20 protein-coding genes are annotated in these 21,399 nt (G+C 58.0%); 17 read left to right on the top strand and 3 right to left on the bottom strand.

Annotated elements, in window-relative coordinates:
* Window positions 1–203 precede the first annotated feature (203 nt).
* Window positions 204–1,001, bottom strand: coding sequence for an AraC family transcriptional regulator (locus tag G560_RS0111765; RefSeq protein ID WP_022704512.1), 798 nt, complete (start codon window positions 999–1,001; stop codon window positions 204–206).
* 123 nt (window positions 1,002–1,124) lie between these two features.
* Complete coding sequence (gene miaA, locus G560_RS0111760; RefSeq protein ID WP_050525237.1) at window positions 1,125–2,018, bottom strand: tRNA (adenosine(37)-N6)-dimethylallyltransferase MiaA; 894 nt, start codon at window positions 2,016–2,018, stop codon at window positions 1,125–1,127.
* A gap of 268 nt (window positions 2,019–2,286) precedes the next feature.
* Here miaA and pyrH point away from each other — a divergent pair, with 268 nt between their 5' ends.
* The 13 genes from pyrH to lpxB all read left to right on the top strand — a co-directional run bounded on the left by pyrH (window position 2,287) and on the right by lpxB (window position 14,499).
* Window positions 2,287–3,024: a UMP kinase gene (gene pyrH / locus G560_RS0111755; protein WP_022704510.1), complete on the top strand. Its 738-nt coding sequence runs from the start codon at window positions 2,287–2,289 to the stop codon at window positions 3,022–3,024.
* 128 nt (window positions 3,025–3,152) lie between these two features.
* A complete protein-coding gene (gene frr / locus G560_RS0111750) occupies window positions 3,153–3,716 on the top strand; it encodes a ribosome recycling factor (protein ID WP_022704509.1) in 564 nt (187 codons plus the stop codon).
* A 52-nt stretch (window positions 3,717–3,768) separates the two neighbouring features.
* On the top strand, window positions 3,769–4,497 hold the full coding sequence (gene uppS / locus G560_RS0111745) for a polyprenyl diphosphate synthase (RefSeq protein WP_022704508.1): 729 nt from the start codon (window positions 3,769–3,771) through the stop codon (window positions 4,495–4,497).
* Window positions 4,494–5,318, top strand: coding sequence for a phosphatidate cytidylyltransferase (locus tag G560_RS0111740; RefSeq protein ID WP_022704507.1), 825 nt, complete (start codon window positions 4,494–4,496; stop codon window positions 5,316–5,318). The genes uppS and G560_RS0111740 overlap by 4 nt, the downstream gene beginning before the upstream one ends.
* A 3-nt stretch (window positions 5,319–5,321) precedes the next feature.
* Window positions 5,322–6,509 carry a 1-deoxy-D-xylulose-5-phosphate reductoisomerase gene (gene dxr, locus G560_RS0111735; RefSeq protein WP_022704506.1) on the top strand — a complete coding sequence of 396 codons (1,188 nt, stop codon included), beginning with the start codon at window positions 5,322–5,324 and terminating at the stop codon, window positions 6,507–6,509.
* 26 nt (window positions 6,510–6,535) lie between these two features.
* On the top strand, window positions 6,536–7,885 hold the full coding sequence (gene rseP, locus G560_RS0111730) for an RIP metalloprotease RseP (RefSeq protein ID WP_022704505.1): 1,350 nt from the start codon (window positions 6,536–6,538) through the stop codon (window positions 7,883–7,885).
* Window positions 7,886–7,998: 113 nt separating this feature from the next.
* A complete protein-coding gene (locus G560_RS21630) occupies window positions 7,999–8,124 on the top strand; it encodes a hypothetical protein (protein ID WP_280513718.1) in 126 nt (41 codons plus the stop codon).
* 172 nt (window positions 8,125–8,296) lie between these two features.
* Window positions 8,297–10,627, top strand: a complete 2,331-nt coding sequence (gene bamA, locus G560_RS0111720; protein ID WP_050525240.1) for an outer membrane protein assembly factor BamA — start codon at window positions 8,297–8,299, stop codon at window positions 10,625–10,627.
* Window positions 10,627–11,241: an OmpH/Skp family outer membrane protein gene (locus G560_RS19130; RefSeq protein ID WP_050525239.1), complete on the top strand. Its 615-nt coding sequence runs from the start codon at window positions 10,627–10,629 to the stop codon at window positions 11,239–11,241. Before bamA ends, G560_RS19130 begins: the two co-directional genes overlap by 1 nt.
* Before the next feature lie 84 nt (window positions 11,242–11,325).
* Window positions 11,326–11,793 (top strand): 3-hydroxyacyl-ACP dehydratase FabZ, encoded by a 468-nt coding sequence (gene fabZ, locus G560_RS0111710; RefSeq protein WP_028914024.1) that lies wholly within the window; start codon window positions 11,326–11,328, stop codon window positions 11,791–11,793.
* Complete coding sequence (lpxA, locus tag G560_RS0111705; RefSeq protein WP_022704502.1) at window positions 11,790–12,575, top strand: acyl-ACP--UDP-N-acetylglucosamine O-acyltransferase; 786 nt, start codon at window positions 11,790–11,792, stop codon at window positions 12,573–12,575. Before fabZ ends, lpxA begins: the two co-directional genes overlap by 4 nt.
* The gene (locus tag G560_RS0111700) at window positions 12,572–13,387 is read left to right on the top strand and encodes an LpxI family protein (protein ID WP_022704501.1); all 816 of its coding nucleotides are present in this window, start codon (window positions 12,572–12,574) and stop codon (window positions 13,385–13,387) included. Before lpxA ends, G560_RS0111700 begins: the two co-directional genes overlap by 4 nt.
* Window positions 13,384–14,499 carry a lipid-A-disaccharide synthase gene (lpxB, locus tag G560_RS0111695; protein WP_028914023.1) on the top strand — a complete coding sequence of 372 codons (1,116 nt, stop codon included), beginning with the start codon at window positions 13,384–13,386 and terminating at the stop codon, window positions 14,497–14,499. Before G560_RS0111700 ends, lpxB begins: the two co-directional genes overlap by 4 nt.
* Window positions 14,500–14,718: 219 nt before the next feature.
* Here the strand turns inward: lpxB and mnmA are convergent, their stop codons facing one another.
* Window positions 14,719–15,858 (bottom strand): tRNA 2-thiouridine(34) synthase MnmA, encoded by a 1,140-nt coding sequence (mnmA, locus tag G560_RS0111685; RefSeq protein WP_022704498.1) that lies wholly within the window; start codon window positions 15,856–15,858, stop codon window positions 14,719–14,721.
* Window positions 15,859–15,979: 121 nt separating this feature from the next.
* On the opposite strand from mnmA, the gene sciP reads away from it, so the two are divergent.
* From sciP to recG, 4 genes are all read left to right on the top strand, one after another.
* Window positions 15,980–16,258 carry a CtrA inhibitor SciP gene (gene sciP, locus G560_RS20660; protein WP_081647648.1) on the top strand — a complete coding sequence of 93 codons (279 nt, stop codon included), beginning with the start codon at window positions 15,980–15,982 and terminating at the stop codon, window positions 16,256–16,258.
* A 93-nt stretch (window positions 16,259–16,351) separates the two neighbouring features.
* On the top strand, window positions 16,352–17,065 hold the full coding sequence (ctrA, locus tag G560_RS0111680) for a response regulator transcription factor CtrA (protein ID WP_022704497.1): 714 nt from the start codon (window positions 16,352–16,354) through the stop codon (window positions 17,063–17,065).
* Between the two features lie 113 nt (window positions 17,066–17,178).
* Window positions 17,179–19,299 (top strand): NAD-dependent DNA ligase LigA, encoded by a 2,121-nt coding sequence (gene ligA, locus G560_RS0111670; protein WP_022704495.1) that lies wholly within the window; start codon window positions 17,179–17,181, stop codon window positions 19,297–19,299.
* Window positions 19,296–21,383, top strand: a complete 2,088-nt coding sequence (gene recG, locus G560_RS0111665) for an ATP-dependent DNA helicase RecG (RefSeq protein ID WP_022704494.1) — start codon at window positions 19,296–19,298, stop codon at window positions 21,381–21,383. The genes ligA and recG overlap by 4 nt, the downstream gene beginning before the upstream one ends.
* The last annotated feature ends 16 nt before the right edge of the window (window positions 21,384–21,399 follow it).

The following is a 21,399-nucleotide window of genomic DNA, read 5'->3' as shown; positions in this document are numbered from 1 at the left end:
AAGACATGTGCCTTCGGACGACACGTCATTTCCGCATGGATTGGGCCATCGGTCAACGACTGGTTTCGCCTCATAATGTCACAAACGCGACAAAAGCCTAAAACCGACACATGTCGCTTTTAGGACACGGCTCATCAGGTTGCAACCCTTGGGGCAGGTCAAGGAACCTCAAACCTCTGAAATGTCAGACATTTCTAAACTGTTCAGGCTTGTTTACGAAACGCTGATGGGGATTTTCCGGTTTTGTGCTGAAAGGCCCGCGTGAAATACGCAGGCGATGCAAATCCAAGTGCGCCTGCGATTTGGCCCACCGGAATCTTGGTTTCCGATAGCAAAGTCCGCGCTTCAAAGATCAGACGGTCGTGTAGCAGCGCCGATGCAGGCTTGCCACAGGTCTGTTTGCAGCAGCGCGTCAGATGAGTCGGCGTCACCCCAAGCGCTCCGGCAAAATCGGCAACCCCCATCCCAGACCGAAAATTGCGTTCCAACAAACTGGAATAGCGCGCGACCAAACGGCCCGCCGCATCGGGGCGCTTCACCTCATCCGCGCCCTTTCGCACCTGCCGTTCCAGCCAGACGCCCAGCAATCCCAGATAATGCCGCGTGGCCCGGTCATGGGCGGGAACATCGCTGTCCATTTCGCGCAAAATTGCGTCCAGCGTGACGTTTAACTCTTGTGCGACAAAGGTTTCGCGGATGCGCAGATGGTGCGGCGCGGTGGGCAGGGTCACATCGCAGTTTTTCCCGAAAAATACGGCCGTGCCAAAGACTTGCGACCCTACCTCAAACCCGTGCATCACGCCTGCCGGAATGAAAACTGCGTTATTGGCCGTATAGCCGCGCGTCGAACCCGCGATCGTGATCCGGCCCTGTCCCTTGGTGAACCACAGCAACGTCGGCTCGGCTAGTGCGCGCATTGCTTCAACCCGCCAACGCCCGTTGGCCGCCAGTCTCGGGATCGCGACAAGCCGCAATTGCGACAAAGCTGAAAGATCTTGCATATCGACACCGTCCTTTGGTCCACGCTGAACAGCTTACGCAGCCGCTTTGCCCGGACCCAAGCGCAAAATTGCAATAATCGAACCCGTCCACAGACCTATCCACAGCTTTGGCACTTTCCCGCCCTACCGGGCCGCCGGATCCAGCGGGTTCCAGCCAGCCATCCGGCTGCGAAACCAGGTGCGCTGCCGTTTGGCATATTGCCGCGAGGCAAGCTTTGCCTGCTCAATCGCGGTCTCTAACGGCACTGCGCCGCGCAAATGCGCCACCAGTTCCGGCGCCCCAATTGCGCGCGCCGACTGGCGCATCGGCTGCCAATAGGGCATTTCGGCCCGCACCTCCTCCAACGCCCCTTGCGCGATCATCTGGTCAAAACGCCCGTCAATCCGGGTGTTTAGCCAATCAACATCCGGTCGCAGCACAATCGGTTCGACTTGGGCCAGCGGCAGCAGTGCAGGCCCTGTCTCATCCTGCCACGCCGCCAACCCGCGCCCCGTAGCCTCTAGCACTTCCCATGCCCGTTGCACCCGCGCAGGGTTTGCCGCATCGATTCGCGTGGCAGTGTCCGTGTCCAGTTCGGCCAATAGCGCCGCCACACCCTCTGCCGCCATCCGCGCATCGGCCAAGGCACGCATGGGCGCAGGGGTCGGCGGAATCTCGGCCAAGCCATCGGTCAAGGCTCTGAAATATAATCCCGTCCCGCCAACAATCACTGGCCGCAGCCCCGTCGCCAACACGGCCCGTACCTCGCGCAACCAATGCCCCACGGAATAGTCCTGATCCCGCCCGATATGCCCGTACAGCCGGTGGGGCAGGGCCACTTCCTCCTCCGCACTCGGCCGCGCCGTCAGCACTCGCCAACAGTCGTACACCTGCAAAGCATCGGCATTGACCAAAACGCCGCCACCGCGCGCCACAATATCCGCCGCCAGCGCAGACTTGCCACTGGCCGTTGGCCCCGCGATCAAAACAGGCCGCTCGGATGACAGCCCCGCGATCACCCTATCCCATCCCGCCACATGTCCTCGCTTTCTTTTCGGTTCAAATATCCTCGGGGGTCGACCATTGTTCGCCATTGGTTCGAGCCAATGGGCGGCGGGGCAGACAGCCCCCGTGGTTGGCGCTGCGACCGATGCCTCCCCCGTAAACCCGCATCACCGGCCTAATCAACGCCCGTATCAATGCCCGTATCAATGGTTGAACCCGCCTCCGTTTTGCGACATTTTGCACCGCAGTCCAAGCCGTGATCTGCCAAAGGTCTGTGCCAGCCAGTCAGGAACCCCGAAAATGTCCGCTATTTCGTCCGAATCCCCCGTCACCACGCACCGCCGCGTCATGCTCAAAATCTCGGGAGAGGCGTTGATGGGCGACCAAGGGTACGGTCTGCACCCGCCAACCGTGGCCCGCATCGCCGCCGAGGTGCAATCGGTGCATGATATGGGTGTTGAAATTTGCATGGTCATCGGCGGCGGCAATATCTTTCGCGGCCTCCAGGGCTCGGCCCAAGGGATGGAGCGTACCACAGCCGATTATATGGGCATGCTCGCCACCGTGATGAACGCGCTGGCCATGCAGGCCGCACTCGAGGCGTTGAAAATCCACACCCGCGTGATTTCGGCTATTCCAATGGATCAGGTCTGCGAACCCTATATCCGCCGCCGCGCTGTGCGCCACTTGGAAAAGAAACGCGTTTGCATTTTCGCGGCGGGCACAGGCAATCCTTATTTCACCACCGACACCGCCGCCACCTTGCGCGCCAATGAAATGGCCTGCGAGGCGATTTTTAAAGGCACCAAGGTTGATGGCGTTTATGACAAAGACCCGAAAAAACACGCTGATGCCAAACGCTATGACACTGTCACCTATGACGAGGTGCTGCAAAAACACCTCGGCGTGATGGATGCCTCTGCCATCGCGCTTGCCCGCGACAATAACCTTCCAATCATTGTGTTCAGCCTTGATGAACCCGGAGGTTTCCGCGGTATTCTGGCGGGGCAGGGCACCTACACCAAGGTTCATGGCTAATCGTTTCTTAAGGCGGGCCACGTAAAACCAAGGTGGTTCGCCCCTTTTTCTATACATACAGCGGGCAAGGGGGTATAAAGCCCCAAACCGCGCCCGATGTGGTACTCCAATTGTTCTAAGAGGCTAATATGTCAGACGATTTCATGCTTGATACCGATGATCTGGAACGCCGGATGGATGGCGCGCACGCGTCTTTGCGCGCCGAATTTGGGACGCTGCGCACGGGCCGCGGCTCGGCCTCGATGGTTGATCCGATCATGGTCGATGCTTACGGCGCAATGACACCGCTCAATCAGGTGGCCACCGTCAACGTCCCAGAACCCCGTATGGTTACTATCAACGTCTGGGACAAAGGCCTCGTTGGCAAAGTCGAAAAGGCGATCCGCGAATCCGGTCTGGGCATCAATCCGCAGCTGAACGGCACTATCATCATGCTGCCGATCCCCGAGCTGAACGAAGAACGCCGCCGCAGCCTGACCAAGGTCGCGGGTCAATACGCCGAAAGCGCCAAGGTTTCCGTCCGCAATATCCGCCGCGACGGCATGGACCAGATCAAAAAGGCCAAAAACGATGGCCTATCCGAAGATGACCAGAAGTTCTGGGAAGGTGCCGTCCAAGAGCTGACCGACAAGGCCATCGCTGCAATCGACAAAGCGCTAGAGGCCAAACAGCAAGAAATCATGCAGGTTTAAACCGACCAGCCCCCACCGTTCCTTCAAATTGTCCAAGGGCTTTTCAGTGTCAGTGCCAAACATCACCCAGCAGGCCCAGCCCGTCGAACACGTCGCCATCATCATGGATGGCAATGGGCGTTGGGCCACTAACCGCGGCTGGCCCCGCCTTGTGGGCCACCGTAAAGGCGCTGAACGGGTCAAACAAATCGTGTCGGCGGCCCCTGATATGGGCATCAAATGGCTGACAATCTATGCGTTTTCTACCGAAAACTGGAAACGCTCGACCGAAGAGGTGCTTGGCCTTATGGCCATTTTCGCCCGCTATATCCAGCGCGAGGCGGACCGCATGGCGGCCGAAGGCGTGCGCATGCGCTTTATCGGCGACCGCTCCAAACTCGACCCCAAACTCCAACGCCTTATGGCGGGGATTGAGGCGCGGACGGCTGGCTTTTCGCGCCTGAACCTGACCGTCGCCATCAACTATGGCGGGCGCGACGAAATTCTGCGCGCCACCCGCGCCTTGGCCCAAGAGGTTGCCGAAGGCCGCCTTGACCCGAATGACCTGACCGAGGCCGCGATTGCGCAGCGCCTTGATACCGGCGGCCTGCCAGACCCTGATCTGGTCATCCGCACTTCGGGCGAAACCCGCACGTCGAACTTTATGATCTGGCAATCGGCCTATGCCGAATATGAGTTCACCCCAACCCTGTGGCCTGATTTCAGCCCGCAGGAATTGGCCAATATCCTGTCCCGTTTTGGCAATCGCGAACGCCGTTTCGGCGGGGTACCCGCACTATGACACCCACATCCAACCGTTGGGCCGATCTGCGCCCCCGCATGCTTTCGGCCGCCGTGCTGGCCAGCGTTGGCGCCGTCGAAATATGGTCGGGCGGCTGGACGTTTTCAGTGCTTGTTATCCTGCTTATTGCCTTCATGCTGTGGGAATTGGGCGCAATGACCCGCCCGCCGGCAATTAAACGTGAAAGCCGCATTCCCCAAACCCGCAGCGCCGCTGCGATGGGCGTCTTGGGCGGGGTTTGCCTTGCGATCAGCCTTTACTCCCCACGCGAATTCAGCGCCGCTTTGCTGCTTGTGCCCGCGCTTGCCTTTGCGCTGACCCCGCGCCGCGATCGCCGCTTGTCGGCCCTGTGGGCCGCTGGGGCCATGATTGCAGGGTTTGGCCTGATCACCTTGCGCAATGATGCAGGCACAGCGGCGATTGTTTGGATCGTCTTGGTCGTCGTGGTGTCTGATGTGATGGGGTATTTTGCAGGCCGGATCCTTGGTGGGCCAAAGTTCTGGCCTGCGATCAGCCCGAAAAAAACATGGTCCGGCACCGCTGCGGGCTGGGTCGGGGCTGTGGCTGTGGGTGCTGTGTTCTGGTCAATGGGCTATGCCCCCGCCGGCATCTTGCTTCTATCGCCGCTTGTCGCCTTTGCAGGTCAAATGGGCGACATCGCCGAAAGCTGGATCAAACGGCGCACCGGCGTCAAGGACAGTTCGAACCTTATTCCCGGGCATGGCGGGTTCATGGACCGCTTTGATGCGATGACGGGGGCTGTGGTTTTGGTCATGCTTTTATCTTTGGTAATAGCCCTACCGCTTCCGGTCGGGGGCTGATCCTTGCGCTCAATATCCATTTTCGGCGCAACCGGATCGATCGGTGAAAGCACCTTTGATCTGATTATGCGCGGCGGTGGCCCTGCTGCTTACCGCACCGTGGCGCTAACAGGGTCCAGCAATATCAAGCGTTTGGCAGAAATGGCCCGCGCTCTGAATGCCGAGGTTGCCGTAACCGCGCGTGACGATTTGCTGCCCGATTTGCGCGCCGCCCTTGCAGGCACAGAAACCATTTGCGCCGCGGGCCAGGCGGCAATTTCCGAGGCCGCAGACCGCCCGGCTGATTGGGTGATGTCGGCCATCGTGGGGGCGGCAGGCCTTGTCCCCGGTCTGCGCGCCTTGCGCCACGGCGGCACACTGGCGCTTGCAAATAAGGAAAGCCTTGTCACTGCTGGCCCCTTGCTCATGGCCACTGCCGCCAAGTACGGCGCGACGATACTGCCGGTCGACAGCGAACATTCCGCCGTGTTTCAGGCCCTTGCGGGCGAGGATCAGGCGGCGGTGGAACGTGTCATCATCACCGCCTCGGGCGGTCCGTTCCGTCAGTTTTCAATGGCACAGATGCAGGCTATCACCCCTGCACAGGCCGTAGCTCACCCCAATTGGTCGATGGGCCAGCGCATTTCAATCGACTCGGCGTCTATGTTTAACAAAGCCTTGGAACTCATTGAAACCCGTGAGTATTTCGGTTTTTCGCCCGATCAGATAGAGGTGATTGTCCACCCTCAATCCATCGTGCATGCGCTGATCGGATTTTGTGATGGTGGTATCATGGCCCATCTTGGCCCCGCCGATATGCGCCACGCCATTGGCTTTGCCTTGCATTGGCCGCAGCGCGGGCATGTGCCGGTCGAACGGCTCGATCTCGCGCGCCTTGCCGCCCTGAATTTTGAAGCCCCCGATCCCGCCCGCTTTCCCGCCTTGCGCCTTGCGCGCGCTGTGATGGACATGCGGGGCCTGTCAGGGGCCGCCTTTAACGCGGCCAAAGAAATCGCTCTGGATCATTTTATCGCGGGCAATCTGCCGTTTTTGGCGATGGCGCAGGTTGTAGAAGACACACTTGCCCGCCTTTCGCACCAAAATAGCCTTCAAATTGCCGCGACTGCCCTTGAGGATGTCCTCCACATGGACCATCTGGCACGTAAGACCGCCACCCAAATCGTGGCAGAAGCGGTCGCATCTCGGCATTAAACCCGGCAGTAAGGAAGACAAGCGCAGTGGAAATTATCAACCTGATCCCGTCCTTCGGCAATTTCGCATGGACGATTGCCGCCTTTGTGGTCGCTTTGTCGATCATCGTCGCCGTGCATGAATATGGCCATTACATCGTCGGCCGCTGGACCGGCATCCATGCCGAGGTGTTCAGTCTCGGCTTTGGCCCTGTGTTATATTCCCGCATGGATAAACGTGGCACACGCTGGCAAATTGCCGCCGTTCCCTTTGGCGGTTTCGTGAAATTTCTGGGCGACAGCGATGCGGCCTCCGGCAAGGATGGCGCGGCGATCTCGCAGCTGCCCGATGCCGACCGCCGCCACACCATGCACGGCGCCCCCCTTTGGGCACGCTCGGCCACCGTCCTTGCTGGTCCCGTTTTTAACTTTATCCTAACAATCCTGATTTATTGCGCGATGATTCTGTATTTCGGCGTGGCAATCGACCGCGCCGTGGTGGGCGATGTAAAACCTTTGCCCAACAACAGCCAAACCCTCTTGCCCGGCGATGAGATTTCTGCACTGAACGGCGTGGCGACTCCCGACCTGCAAGGCTTTATCACCACGGCCCGCGCCTTGCCGTCGCAGCCCAGTGTCAACTATACTCTGACCCGCGATGGTCGCGACATCACCCTGACCGGCCCATACCCTTTCCCCGCGCTCATCGGCTCCATCGCGCTGGAATCGGCGGCGCAAGATGCGGGCCTGACCGAAGGCGATGTTATTCTTGCCATCAATGACCAGCCGGTAAATGCCTTTGGCGACTTGGTGGCCATCGTCAAGGAAACCAAAAACGCCGAGCTTTCGCTCAAAGTTTGGCGTCCAGACGCCCAAACCGGCACTGAATTTGACACCATCCTTACCCCGCGGATGACCACCAGCCCAAAGGCAGATGGCGGCTTTGAAGAGCGCTTCCTGATCGGTCTTGGCGAAGGGCTGATGTTCACCCCTCAAGTCTATACCCCTGGCCCGATTGAAACGGTCACCATCAGCGTTAAACGTACGTGGAACCTGATCACCACAAGCTTGTCTGGCCTTGGCCACATCGTTTCGGGCGCGATTTCATCGTGCAACCTGCGCGGCCCCATCGGTATCGCCAAAACCTCGTCAGCCGCAGCGTCGCAAGGCGGGCTGACGTTTATGATGATGATCGCGGGCCTGTCCACCGCCGTGGGTTTGATGAACCTGTTCCCCATCCCCGTGCTGGATGGCGGTCATCTGGTGTTTCACGCGTATGAGGCAGTGACTGGCAAACCCCCATCCGACCGTGCCTTGCGGGCCCTGATGATGGTGGGTTTGGTGATGCTGCTGTCGCTGATGGTCTTTGCGCTCGGGAACGACTTGTTCTGCCCGTAACACCTGTTAACCAAGCTGTAACTTTTCGAGCTTTTGCCCAATTGGCGCCACATTCGCGCGCTAAATTGGGCCTATCGAAACGCTAACCACAGGTGAACACCATGCAAACGGTCATGAACGGATACCAAGGCTTCTCTTTGCTTTTGGGGCTGAACTGGGACCGCCTTTTCAGCGTTGGCACCATTGTCGTTGGGCTTCTGGCGGGTGCGTTTTTGGGCAGTGTAATCCTGTTTCCCTAAGCGATAAACCTCAGAAAAATTGCGCGCGCACGGGGGTGCGCAAATGTTACGCCGCAAGATATTGATCCAATATGCGCCCATGCCCTTTTGACAAGGCGATCCATTACCGTTAGTCAGGGTCAACTGGATTATTTTATGGGGCTAAACAATGTATATTGCGGATCGGGTTTCCATGTCCCGCAACATCTTGCGCCGGATCAAACGTCATTCGGCCATCGTTTCGGTTTCTGTAATCGTCTCAATGGCTTGTTTGGGCGCAGCCTCGCAGGCGCAGGCGCAAACGTACCAATTTTCCAACGTGCAGGTCGAAGGTAACCAGCGCGTCGATGCTGCGACCATCATGTCTTATGCAGGAATCGGGCGCGGGCAGGCCGTGTCTGTGGGGGAGTTGAACGACGCGGTACAGCGCATTAACAGTGCCGGATTGTTCGAGGACGTACAGATCAACCCAAAGGGCAATACCCTTGTGATCACCGTCCGCGAATTTCCGACCATCAACATCATCAACTTTGAAGGCAACAAGCGCCTTAAGGATGAGGCGCTGGCCAAAATCGTAAAATCCCAGTCGCGCCGCGTGTTTTCGCCCGCGCAGGCCGAGGCGGATGCCGCCGAAATTATCAAGGCATATCAGGAATCCGGTCGCATCGCGGCCACCGTAGATCCGAAAATCATCCGCCGCGCTGATAACCGCGTCGATCTCGTGTTCGATATCCGCGAAGGTCAGGTGGTCGAGGTGGAACGCCTTAGCTTTAACGGCAACCGAGCCTTTAGCGACCGCCGTTTGCGTCAGGTTCTCGCCACCAAACAGGCCGGAATTTTCCGGGCTTTTATCCAATCCGACACTTTTATCGCCGACCGCATCGAATTTGACAAACAGCTGCTCAAGGATTTCTACCTTGCGCGCGGCTATGTCGATTTCCAGGTGCTTGACGCGGTGGGCGAAGTCACCCGTGAACGTGATGGATTTTTCGTTACATTCTCGGTGCGCGAAGGGCAGAAATTCAAAATTGGCAATGTCACCACAGTCTCGGAAATCGACGGGGTGGATGCTGCCGAATTCGAAAATGTCATGAAACTGCGTTCGGGCGTCACCTATTCCCCGACCATCATTGAAAATAACATCGCACGGATGGAAAACCTTGCGCTGAAAAAGTCGCTTAACTTTGTGACAATTGAACCGCGCATCACACGTAATGAACGCGATATGACGCTGGATGTCGAATTCGCCATCATCCGTGGTCAGCGTGTGTTTGTCGAACGTATTGATATAGAAGGCAATACCACCACAATGGACGAAGTTATTCGTCGTCAGTTCCGCGCCGCAGAAGGGGACCCCTTCAATCCACGTGAAGTGAGCCGCGCTGCAGAACGCATTCGTGCGCTTGGCTTCTTTAAAGATGCCAAAGTCGAAGCCGAACAGGGCAGCGCCTCCGATCAGGTCATCGTGAATGTTGATGTCGAAGAACAGCCCACAGGCTCGCTGACCCTTGGCGCAAGCTATGGTGCAGATTCGGGTATTGGCTTTAGCGGTGGTTTCACGGAAACCAACTTCCTTGGGCGTGGCCAAACCGTTGGTGCATCGATCGAAACTGCGGCCGATTCCAAAAGCGGTGGGTTGACCTTTATCGAACCTGCCTTCTTGGGCCGTGATTTGTCGTTTTCGATTGGCGTGGATTATGCCGAAAGTAACTATGATAACTCGTTCTACAACACCCGCTCGGCCTCGATCGGCTTTGGTCTTGGCTTCCCTGTTGGTGAAAACAGCCGCTTGCAGCTGAATTACAAACTGGCCGAGACGGCTGTGCGCAAGGTTGATCCAGCCTCATCGCAGATCCTGCGGAATGAAGAAGCACTTGGCGGGCAGTTTTCGTCGTCGCTTGGCTATGCGTTCGAATACGACTCGCGCAAAGACGGGATCAATCCGCTTGGTGGCGTCTTGTTGCGCTTCAGTCAGGATTTCGCAGGGCTTGGCGGCGATTCGAAATACATCAAAACCGAAGCCCTTGCCTTGGTTGAACGCCGCGTGCTGAACGAAGATGTGACCCTGCGTGCCGTCGCCGAAGGCGGTATGCTACACATGATCAAAGGAAATTCACGGGTAACCGAACGTTTCTTTGCCTCCGGCAAAATTCGTGGTTTTGAAGGCAACGGCCTTGGCCCGCGTGACCTTGACCCTTTGGGCAACCAAGATGCCTTGGGCGGCAATATGTTCGCCGTGGCGCGGCTCGAGGCGGAATTTCCGATCGGCCTGCCGGACGAATACAAAATCAAGGGCGGTGCCTTTGTTGATGTTGGTTCGGTCTGGAGCCTTGATAACACCAACGGCGGCGTTGCTGGCGGAAACACCGTTGATGACGGCGCAAAACTGCGTGCTGCCGTGGGTGTGTCCTTGTTCTGGGAAACGCCGATTGGCCCCTTGCGCTTCAACTTCTCGCGCGCAGTCAAAAAACAAACCTATGACAAAGAACGCAAATTTGACCTGACGATTTCGTCGCAGTTCTGATGTTAGGGCGGTTTGTAGCAGCGTCGCTCTTGGCGATCGCAGCCGCTGCGGGGGCGGTTGGTGCCAATGCGCAACAGACCGCCCCCGCCCCCGCCCCCCCCGCCGCCGAGGCAGAAGCGTCGCAGCCCAGTTTCCAATCTCAGGTTCTAACCGTAAACCAGCTACGCCTGTTCGAAGAGTCCGATTTCGGCAAGTCATCGTTGACCCGTCTTGAGGCAGACTCGCGCACCTTGCAGGCCGAAATCCGCCAAATCGAATCTGATCTCGAGATCGAAGAGCGTTTGCTAACCGAACGCCGCGCCACGTTGTCACCTGCCGATTTTCTACCCATCGCCAGCGCATTTGATGACAAGGTTGAAAAAATCCGCGCATCATGGGGCGCAAAGGACCGTGACCTCAAGCGGCAGCGCGAAGAGGATCAACAAACCTTCTTTCAATCCGCAGTCCCCGTTTTGGCTGAGCTGATGCAAGACATGGGGGCGGTGATGTTGCTGGATCAGGGCTCGGTGATCCTTAGTCTTGACCGTGTGGATGTTACCGATATCGCGATCGATCGGATCAATGCACGGCTCGCAATCTCTCCCGAACCAGATACCCCGGCCCCCAAACCCTGATTGCGCGCGCCTTGTCTCGGGCCGCGCGACTTGCTAATCACACAGCAACCGCGTCCAAAATCTGCGCCTCAAAGGAATGACCCCATGACCGATGCCGCACCGCTGCCAACCACGGCCGATATCGACCTGATCCAGCGCATCCTGCCGCACCGCTATCCCTTCCTTTTAGTAGATAAAGTGCGCGACATCGTGCCCAACCAATCCGCCGTCGGCATCAAATGCGTCACCATGAACGAGCCGCAGTTCCAAGGCCATTTCCCCGGTAAACCCGTCTTTCCCGGCGTTCAAATCATCGAAGCATTGGCCCAAACCTCCGGCATCCTCGTCGGTGTGTCTCTCGACCTCGCCGATAAAAACCTGCTGGTCTATTTCATGGGCATCGACGCCGTGAAATTCCGCCGCATGGTCGTGCCGGGCGATGTTATGGAACTCCACGTCACCGTCAAACGCGGCGGCGGCAAGGTCTGGAAATTCGAAGGCCGCGCCACCGTCGATGGCGAACTCTGCGCCCAGGCCGAATTCACCGCCATGATGGACCTGCCAAAGGCATGACCTCCCAAATCCACCCCTCCGCCGTGATCGACCCCGCAGCATCCATCGGCGCGGGCTGCAAAATCGGCCCCTTCTGCATCGTTGGCCCCGAGGTCACGCTCGCGCCGGGCGTTGAACTCAAATCCCACGCCGTCGTCACTGGCTGGACCGATATCGGCGAGAACACCACCATTTTCCCCTTCGCCTGCGTGGGCGAGGTGCCGCAAGACCTTAAATTCAAAGGCGAACGCACCCGCCTGATCGTGGGCGCGCGCTGCCGCATCCGCGAAGGGGCGACCCTGAACACGGGGACCGCAGGCGGCACCGGCATCACCCAAATCGGCGATGATTGCCTGCTGATGACCGGCGCGCATGTCGGCCACGACGCCACCCTTGGCAACCGCGTCATCCTTGCCAACCAAGCCGCCATCGCGGGCCATTGCCAGATCGGCGATGACGTGATCATCGGCGGGCTTTCGGGCGTGCATCAATGGGTTCGCATCGGCCACGGCGCCATCATCGGCGCTGTCACAATGGTCACTAATGACGTTCTGCCCCACGGCCTTGTCCAAGGGCCGCGCGGCGATCTCGATGGCCTCAACCTCGTCGGTCTCAAACGCCGTGGCGTGGACCGCGCCGAAATCACTGCTTTGCGCGCAGGCTATCAGATGCTGGCCCAAGGCGACGGCACCTTCCTTGACCGCGCCCGTAAACTGGCCGAAGAAACAGACAGCATCCATGTGCGTGAGATGACCGATTTCATCCTTTCCGCCACCGACCGTTCGTTCCTGACGCCAAAATGACCGACCTTGCGATCATCGCAGGCGCAGGTGCGCTGCCCGCTGCCTTGGTCGCCCAACTGGCGGACCGCCCGCTGATTGCGGCGCTTGACGGCTACACGCCATCGGGCCTTACCCCCGATATCAGCTTTCGCGTCGAACGCCTCATTCCGTTCCTGAAGCACCTTTTGGATCAAGGTATTACGCGCGTATGCTTTGCCGGTGCCGTGCAGCGCCCCGCGCTCGATCCCTCGCTGTTCGACCCGCTGACGGCGCAAATGGTGCCGCGCCTGATTGCCGCAATGCAAGCCGGCGATGATGCCACATTACGTGAAGTGCTTAAAATTTTCCAAGAATTTGATCTTGAAATCCTTGGGGCCGCTGATATCGCGCCCAACCTCACGCCACCCGCAGGCCTGCTCGCAGGTCAAACCAGTCCTCAAGACGCCAGTGATGCCACCCGCGCCGCCGCGATTACCCACGCCTTGGGCGCGGTCGATGTGGGGCAGGGCGCGGTCGTGCAGGCAGGCCTTTGCCTTGCTGTGGAAACCATCACAGGCACCGATGCGATGTTGGCGCAAACCGCCCTGATCCCGCCAAATCTGCGCCCCAAAACCACCAAGGGCCTGTTTTACAAGGCCCCGAAACCAACCCAAGATCTGCGCATCGACTTGCCCAGCCTCGGGCTGCAAACCCTTGAAATGGTGCACAAAGCAGGGCTTGGCGGCATTGTCTTTCAGGCGGGCGGTGTGATCCTCCTCGACCAACCCGCGATGATAACCCGCGCCAAGGCACTCGGCCTGTTCTTATGGTCGCGCCCAGCAGACGCGCCATGAAACTGACTCTCATCGCGGGCGAACCTTCGGGCGACCGCCTTGGGGCCGCCCTGATGGCAGCGCTGAAAACGCTGCAGCCAAACCTACAATTCCACGGCATCGGCGGCCCCTTGATGCAGGCCCAAGGCCTCACATCGCTTTTCCCGATGGAGGAACTTTCCATCATGGGCATCGCGGAAATCCTGCCAAAATACCGCCACCTCAAACGCCGAATCGCGCAAACGGCCGCAGCCACACTGGCCGAAAACCCTGCCGCCCTGATCACCATCGACAGCCCCGATTTCTGTCTGCGCGTGGCAAAAATCGTCAAACAGGCCAACCCGGCGCTAAAAACCATCCACTATGTCGCCCCTTCGGTCTGGGCATGGCGCCCCGGTCGCGCCACGAGAATGGCCCAGCATATCGACCATGTCCTCGCCCTTCTACCGTTCGAGCCGCCCTTGATGCAGGCCGCAGGCATGACCTGCGATTTCGTCGGCCATCCCGTTGTCTCGGAACCCCTAGGCACGAAATCCCCACACGACGGCCCGCTCATCCTCGCGCTCCCCGGCTCGCGGCGCGGCGAGGTGACGCGTCTTGCCCCCATCATCGGCGAAACCCTTGGCCTGATACACGCACACCACCCCAATGGCCGCGTGGCCTTGCCAACCGTGCGCGGCGTGGCAGATTTGGTGCGCGATCTGACCCAAAGCTGGCCCATGCAGCCGCAGATCATCGAAAACCTTGATGACAAACGGGCAGCCTTCGCCAACGCCACCTGTGCTATCGCCGCCTCTGGCACTGTGTCTTTGGAACTGGCGGCCAATGCCTGCCCGATGGTCATCGCCTATAAAATGCACCCGATCACCCATTGGCTGATGCGCCGCGCCGCGTTGATTGACACGGTAACGCTGGTCAATCTGGTGTCCGAAACCCGCGCTGTGCCGGAATTTCTGGGCCCCGAGTGTCGCGCAGAAAACATCGCGCCGACGTTGCTGGCCCTGATGGACCAAGGGCCAAAGCGCGCCGCCCAAATAGGGGCGATGGATATTACAATGCAAAGGCTCGGCCGTGGCGGCGATCCCCCTGCCTTGCGTGCCGCGCGCTCGGTTCTGGCGCAAATCAGCCCCTGAAGTGCACCGCGAAATCGCCGGTCCAAAAGCGATTTTTACCCATTTCATCTTGGCCAAAATACCTGCGCCGCAGGCATCCGCCCTTGCATCCCGCCCCGTGCATCCGTGACGCAGGCCGCCCGCGTCCCAGGTTAACATCAGGTTAACAAAAATCTAAAATAATAACACTATCAAATGGTTACAAGAATGACCGCGCGCGGTCATTGCGCAGGAAAACTCTCACTTGCCGCGCCAAATCCACCCGCCCCCCAAAACCCGACTGCCCGTTGCTTCATAAAAAACACAGGCCTGTCCGGGCGAAACCCCTTCTTCAGGGCTCAATAATTCTACCTCAGCCTCGGTCGCCGAAATCGGCCTCAAAATCGCCTCACGCGGCGGGCGGGTGGACCGGACCTTGACCATCAAAGACCATTCTTTTTGGCTTTCCATCGGGGCGTCCCCCAGCCAGTTAATCTCTCTCAAAGGCACGATCCGGGTCGACAGCGCCTCTTTCGGCCCAACCACGACCCGCTTCAAATCGGCATCCAGTTTGACCACATAAAGCGGGTCTTCCAGCCCTCCGATCCCAAGCCCACGCCGCTGCCCTATTGTATAATGAATGACCCCGCGATGGGTGCCCAAAACACGCCCCTCCATATCCACAATCTCCCCCGGATCTGCCGAGCCGGGCCGCAGCTTTTCAATCACCGCTGCATAGTTTCCGTTGGGCACAAAACAGATATCTTGACTGTCTGGCTTATCCGAAACCGCCAGCCCGAATTTCGCCGCCAGCGCCCGTGTCTCGGCCTTGCTTTCCAGATGGCCCAGCGGAAACCTAAGATAGGCCAGTTGTTCCGCGGTGGTGGAAAACAAGAAATAGCTTTGATCGCGGGCATGATCGGCGGCCATATGAAGCTCTGGCCCCAAAGCCCCGTCTTTGCGCTGGATATAATGACCCGTCGCCATACAATCGGCGTCCAAATCGCGGGCAGTATTGAGAAGGTCCTTGAACTTCACCCGCTCATTACAGCGAATACACGGAACCGGAGTCGCCCCCGCCAGATAAGCGTCGGCAAATTCATCTATCACCGCCTCCTGAAATTTGTTCTCATAGTCCAGTACATAATGCGGAAAACCCATCACCTCGGCCACACGGCGGGCATCATGGATATCGCGGCCCGCACAGCACGCGCCTTTTTTCGCCAGCGCCGCCCCGTGATCATAAAGCTGCAAGGTCACGCCCACGACATCATAGCCCTCGGATGCCAGTTGCGCCGCCACGGCCGAGCTGTCGACCCCACCTGACATCGCAACCACGACACGGGTCTCGGCAGGGGGCTTGGCAAAGCCTAAGGAATTCATCGGGTGATCAAGTGACATGGGTCCGCCTTTACGCTGATGTCTCGCAATATAGGAAAATGCAACACACTCTCAACCCCACGTTTCATGCTTGATTAAGCCTGATGCCGCAAAGTGCCCTTACACAAAGAGGGTTGTGGTGATGTACCTTAAGAAAGTTGATGGGCCCCGGCAGGTAACGCTTCCGGATGGATCGGTGTTAAGCCGAGCAGATCTGCCACCCGCGGAAACGCGCCGCTGGGTGGCCAGCCGAAAGGCAATCGTTGTTCGTGCTGTCGCATATGGATTGATTAGCGAATCAGAGGCTCTAAAGCGGTATTCCTTGTCGGATGAGGAGTTTGCATTATGGCGGGCTGCTGTGGAAACACATGGTGAAAATGCGCTAAAAGTGACAACACTTCAAAAATATAGACAACTTTAGATTGTATTTCGCAGTGACTAGATCACAGTAACGTCCAGTTAACCATTCGACTGCATGGTGGTTAACAACAGCGGATAGATGCGGAGTTGCTATATGAGAATTCTTTTGGTTGAAGACGATCCTACAACATCACGCAGTATTGAATTGATGTTGACCCATGCCAACCTGAACGTATTTTGTACCGACTTGGGTGAGGAAGGGATCGATCTTGCAAAGCTTTATGATTACGATCTGATTTTGCTTGATCTTAACCTTCCGGATATGAGCGGCCATGACGTGCTGCGTCAGTTGCGTTTGGCGCGGATAGATACGCCTATCCTGATCCTTTCGGGGGCGGATGATACGGAAAGTAAGCTTAAGGGCTTTGGCTTCGGTGCTGACGATTACATGACCAAGCCCTTTCATCGTGAAGAGTTGGTGGCGCGAATCCACGCTATTATCCGTCGGTCGAAGGGGCATTCACAATCGGTGATCAAAACAGGGCAAGTTTGCGTGAACCTGGATGCCAAGACGGTGGAGGTAGATGGGAAATCAGTGCATCTGACGGGCAAAGAGTACCAAATGCTTGAACTTCTGAGCCTGCGGAAGGGCACGACCCTGACCAAAGAAATGTTCTTGAATCACCTTTACGGCGGCATGGATGAACCTGAGCTAAAGATTATTGACGTATTCATTTGCAAACTGCGTAAAAAACTGGCCGAGGCAACGGGCGGTGTGAACCATATCGAAACCGTTTGGGGCAGAGGTTATGTTTTGCGCGATCCTGCCGCCGGTCAAGAAAGCGCGCGCATTGCAATTGGTGCGTAATTTGCTTGTTAATGTGATGGGCTGGCGAAACGGTGCGATGATTGATGTGACGCATCTGGACGCGGTGATAACAGACCCCTAAACCTGTTTGTGTCGGGTTCAGGGGGCTAGCAATGGTAGACAGGCAGAAAACAGATGTAGCGGCCCTGACCGAAGCAGAGGCTTTGGCAGAGTTGGAGCGGTTGTCTGCTCTGCTTTTGGCTGCAAACGCCGCCTATCACACCCAAGACGCCCCCGAAATTTCAGATGCGGAGTATGATGCGCTAAAGCGCCGAAATTTGGCAATTGAAGCCAAGTTTCCACATCTGAAGCGCGCTGACAGCCCAAGCGATCAAATCGGCGCAGCTGTGGCCGAGGGTTTCGGCAAAATCGCGCACGAAATTCGCATGCTTAGTCTGGAAAACGCTTTTGACGACGCAGATGTCGTGGATTTTGAAGATCGGATCCGCAAGTATCTTGGCCACGACGGCCCGATTGCCTTTACGGCCGAGCCGAAAATCGACGGTTTGTCGCTGTCTTTGCGCTATGAACAGGGACAATTGGTGCAGGCCGCGACGCGGGGAGATGGGGAAGTCGGAGAAAATGTGACGCAAAACGCCCGTACCATTTCCGATATTCCGCAGACCTTGGCTGACGCGCCTGACGTTTTGGAAGTGCGCGGCGAAGTCTACATGAGCCACACCGATTTTCAGGCGTTGAACGAACGGCAGGTCGCGCGGGGTGGGAAAACCTTTGCCAACCCACGCAATGCGGCGGCAGGTTCTCTACGGCAACTGGATCCCGGGATCACCGCGGAACGCCCTTTAAGTTTTTTTGCCTATGCATGGGGGGCTGTGTCGGCGCCTTTGGCCGAGACCCAGATGAATTCCATCAACCGATTGAGGGCTCTTGGTTTTTCAATCAATCAGCTGACCAAGGTCTGCAACACCGCTGCTGAGATGTTGGATCACTACCACGATATAGAAGCGCGGCGTGCGAGCCTTGGCTATGATATTGATGGTGTGGTTTACAAGGTGAATGAGCTTGCGCTGCAACGTCGCCTCGGGTTCCGCTCGACCACGCCGCGGTGGGCGATTGCGCATAAATTCCCCGCTGAATTGGCTTGGACCCGTCTGCTCGCGATCGACATTCAGGTGGGTCGCACAGGGGCTTTGTCACCGGTTGCGCGGTTGCAACCCGTTACGGTGGGCGGGGTCGTGGTATCGAATGCCACGCTGCACAATGAAGATTATATTCTGGGCCGCGACAGTAAGGGCGAGGCGATCCGGGGCAGTAAAGATATCCGCGTCGGGGATTGGGTGCAGGTGTACCGCGCCGGAGATGTCATTCCGAAAATTGCGGATGTCGATCTGTCCCAACGGCCCAATACAGCGCAACCCTATGAATTTCCAACATTTTGCTCCGAGTGCAATTCGCCCGCTGTGCGGGAAGAAGGCGATGCAGTGCGCCGCTGCACCGGCGGTTTGATTTGCCCCGCGCAGGCCGTTGAACGCCTGCGTCATTTTGTTGGGCGTGCCGCGTTTGACATTGAAGGGCTTGGCGCAAAACAGGTCGAGGCTTTTTATCGTGATGAATGGGTGCGGACCCCCGCAGATATTTTCACGCTGCGTGCCCGCTTTGGCACCGGTATCCAGCAGTTGAAAAACCGCGAGGGCTGGGGGGCGAAATCGGCTGAGAACCTGTTTGATGCTATTGATGAAAAACGCAAAATACCGCTGAATCGGGTGATTTTTGCACTTGGTATTCGCCATGTCGGAGAGAACTCGGCCAGTCTATTGGCAAACCATTATTCGACTTGGGACCAGTTTGAAGCGGCCATGACCCATGCAACGATTGGCGAGGGTGCCGAGTGGGACGAACTGCTTGCGATTGACGGTGTCGGCGGGGTGCTTGCAGCCTCGGTTATTGCCGCATTCCAAAATGACAAGGAACGCGCGGCGATTGATGCCTTGGCTGCGGAATTGGACATTCAGGCTGTTGCAAAACGCGGACCTGTCGACAGCCCTGTTGCGGGGAAAACGGTGGTTTTCACCGGCACTTTGGAAAAGATGACACGGGCCGAGGCCAAAGCGCGCGCGGAAAGCCTTGGTGCAAAGGTGTCGGGGTCGGTGTCGGCCAAAACCGATTTGCTGGTGGCTGGTCCTGGGGCGGGGTCAAAGGCCAAGGCCGCCGCCGATTTGGGCGTGCAAACAATAGATGAAGATGGCTGGATCGCCTTGATAGGCGACGCATGAGCAGGCCAGAGGTTCTTTTCCCGCTGTTTGCAGATTTGGAAACGTTGGATGGCGTGGGGCCGAAAACGGCCAAGGCCTTTGCAGGGCTTGGGGTTGAAAAGCCGAAGGATTTGTTGTTGCTCCTGCCGAATTCCGGCATTGATCGCGCCAGACGGGCCTCGGTTCGTGATGTGATCCCACCGACAACTGTCACCGTCGAGGTGGTCGTTGGCCCCCATTTCGCGCCGCGCAGTAAGGGGCGGCCTTACCGTGTTATGGTGACGGACAGTGCATTGGAATTTCAATTGGTTTTCTTTCATGCGCGTGGTGAATACCTGCAAAAACTGCTTCCAACCGGGCAAAAGCGGTTGGTTTCGGGGCGGGTCGAAGTGTTCGACGGTATAGCGCAAATGGTGCATCCAGATCATGTTTTGGGGTTAGAGGAGGCGGGGGAATTGCCCCAGTTTGAACCCGTCTATCCGCTAACGGCGGGGGTGACGCAAAAACTGGTTGCCAAAGCGGCAGCGGCTGCACTTGCACGGATGCCGGATTTGTCGGAATGGATAGACCCTGGCCAAAAGGCGAAAGAAGGCTGGCCCGATTGGGCGGCGGCGGTGCAAGCGGCCCATGCGCCCAGCAGCAATGCGGACTTTGCGCCCACATCACCTGCCCGCGAACGCCTTGCCTATGACGAGTTTTTTGCCCATCAGGTCACCCTGTCACTGGCGCGGGCGTCTTTGCGCAAGTCCAAAGGGCGACCAAGCGTGGCCACAGGGCAGATGCAAAAGGCGGTTTTGACAGCACTTCCCTACAAGCCCACAGGTGCGCAAACCCGCGCGGCACAGGAAATCGCGCAGGATATGGCCGCACCTGTCCGGATGAACCGTTTGCTGCAAGGCGATGTCGGGTCTGGCAAAACCTTGGTCGCGTTTATGGCCCTTTTGGTCGCGGTTGAGGCGGGCGGACAAGGCGTGATGATGGCCCCCACCGAAATTTTGGCGCGACAGCATTTGTCGGGGTTGATCGATTTGGCAGCCCTTGCCGGTGTGCGGTTAGAATTGCTGACAGGCCGCGATAAGGGGGCTGAACGCGCCCGCAAGCTAGAGGACCTTGCGCAGGGTCGTATACAAATTCTGGTCGGGACCCATGCGGTTTTTCAAAAAGACGTTACTTTCCAAGATCTTCGCCTTTCTGTTATCGACGAACAGCACCGTTTTGGCGTGGCGCAACGGATGGAATTGGGGGCAAAGGGCCAATCGGTTGATGTGCTGGTCATGACGGCAACGCCCATTCCGCGCAGCCTTGCGCTGGCCAGTTACGGCGATATGGACGTGTCCGTGCTGGATGAAAAACCACCCGGACGAAAGCCGGTGCAAACCGCGCTGGTGCCCACAAGCCGGATCGACGAGGTGGTTGAAAAACTGCGACAAGCCGTGGCTGAGGGGCGACAGGCCTATTGGGTTTGTCCTTTGGTCGAGGATTCAGAGGTGCTGGATTATGCATCCGCCGAGGCGCGGTTTCAGCATTTGCGCGCGGCTTTGGGCGAGGGCGTCGTGGCGATGGTTCATGGCCAAATGCCATCGGCTGAAAAAGACGCCGCGATGGCGGGGTTTGTTGCTGGGCAGTCAAAGGTTCTGGTCGCGACCACAGTGATTGAGGTGGGTGTGAATGTGCCCAATGCGTCGATCATGGTGATTGAACGCGCTGAAACTTTTGGCCTTGCGCAGTTACACCAGTTGCGGGGGCGGGTAGGGCGCGGGTCGGCGCATTCGACCTGCCTTTTGATGTATCAATCCCCGCTGACCGAGACGGGCGAGCGGCGGCTGAAGGTTCTGCGTGATACTGAAGACGGGTTTCGCATTGCCGAAGAAGACCTTGCCATGCGCGGTGCTGGGGACCTGATTGGCACAGCACAATCGGGCCTGCCAAGATTTCGCGTTGCCGATATGGAGCGTCAAACCGCGCTTATGGCGGTGGCGCAATCGGACGCGCGTAAGCTGCTGCATGATGATCCAGCCTTAACAAGCCCGCGCGGCCAAGCGGTGCGCAACCTGTTGTGGTTGTTGGACCAAGATCGCGCGATCCGACTGATCGCGGTAGGATGATCTCTATTTGTTCTCA

It is taken from the genome of Pseudorhodobacter ferrugineus DSM 5888, from assembly GCF_000420745.1.
GTDB lineage: Bacteria > Pseudomonadota > Alphaproteobacteria > Rhodobacterales > Rhodobacteraceae > Pseudorhodobacter > Pseudorhodobacter ferrugineus.
The sequence above is the reverse complement of the archived record's forward strand: the minus strand, read 5'-3'. Positions and strand labels throughout refer to the sequence as shown.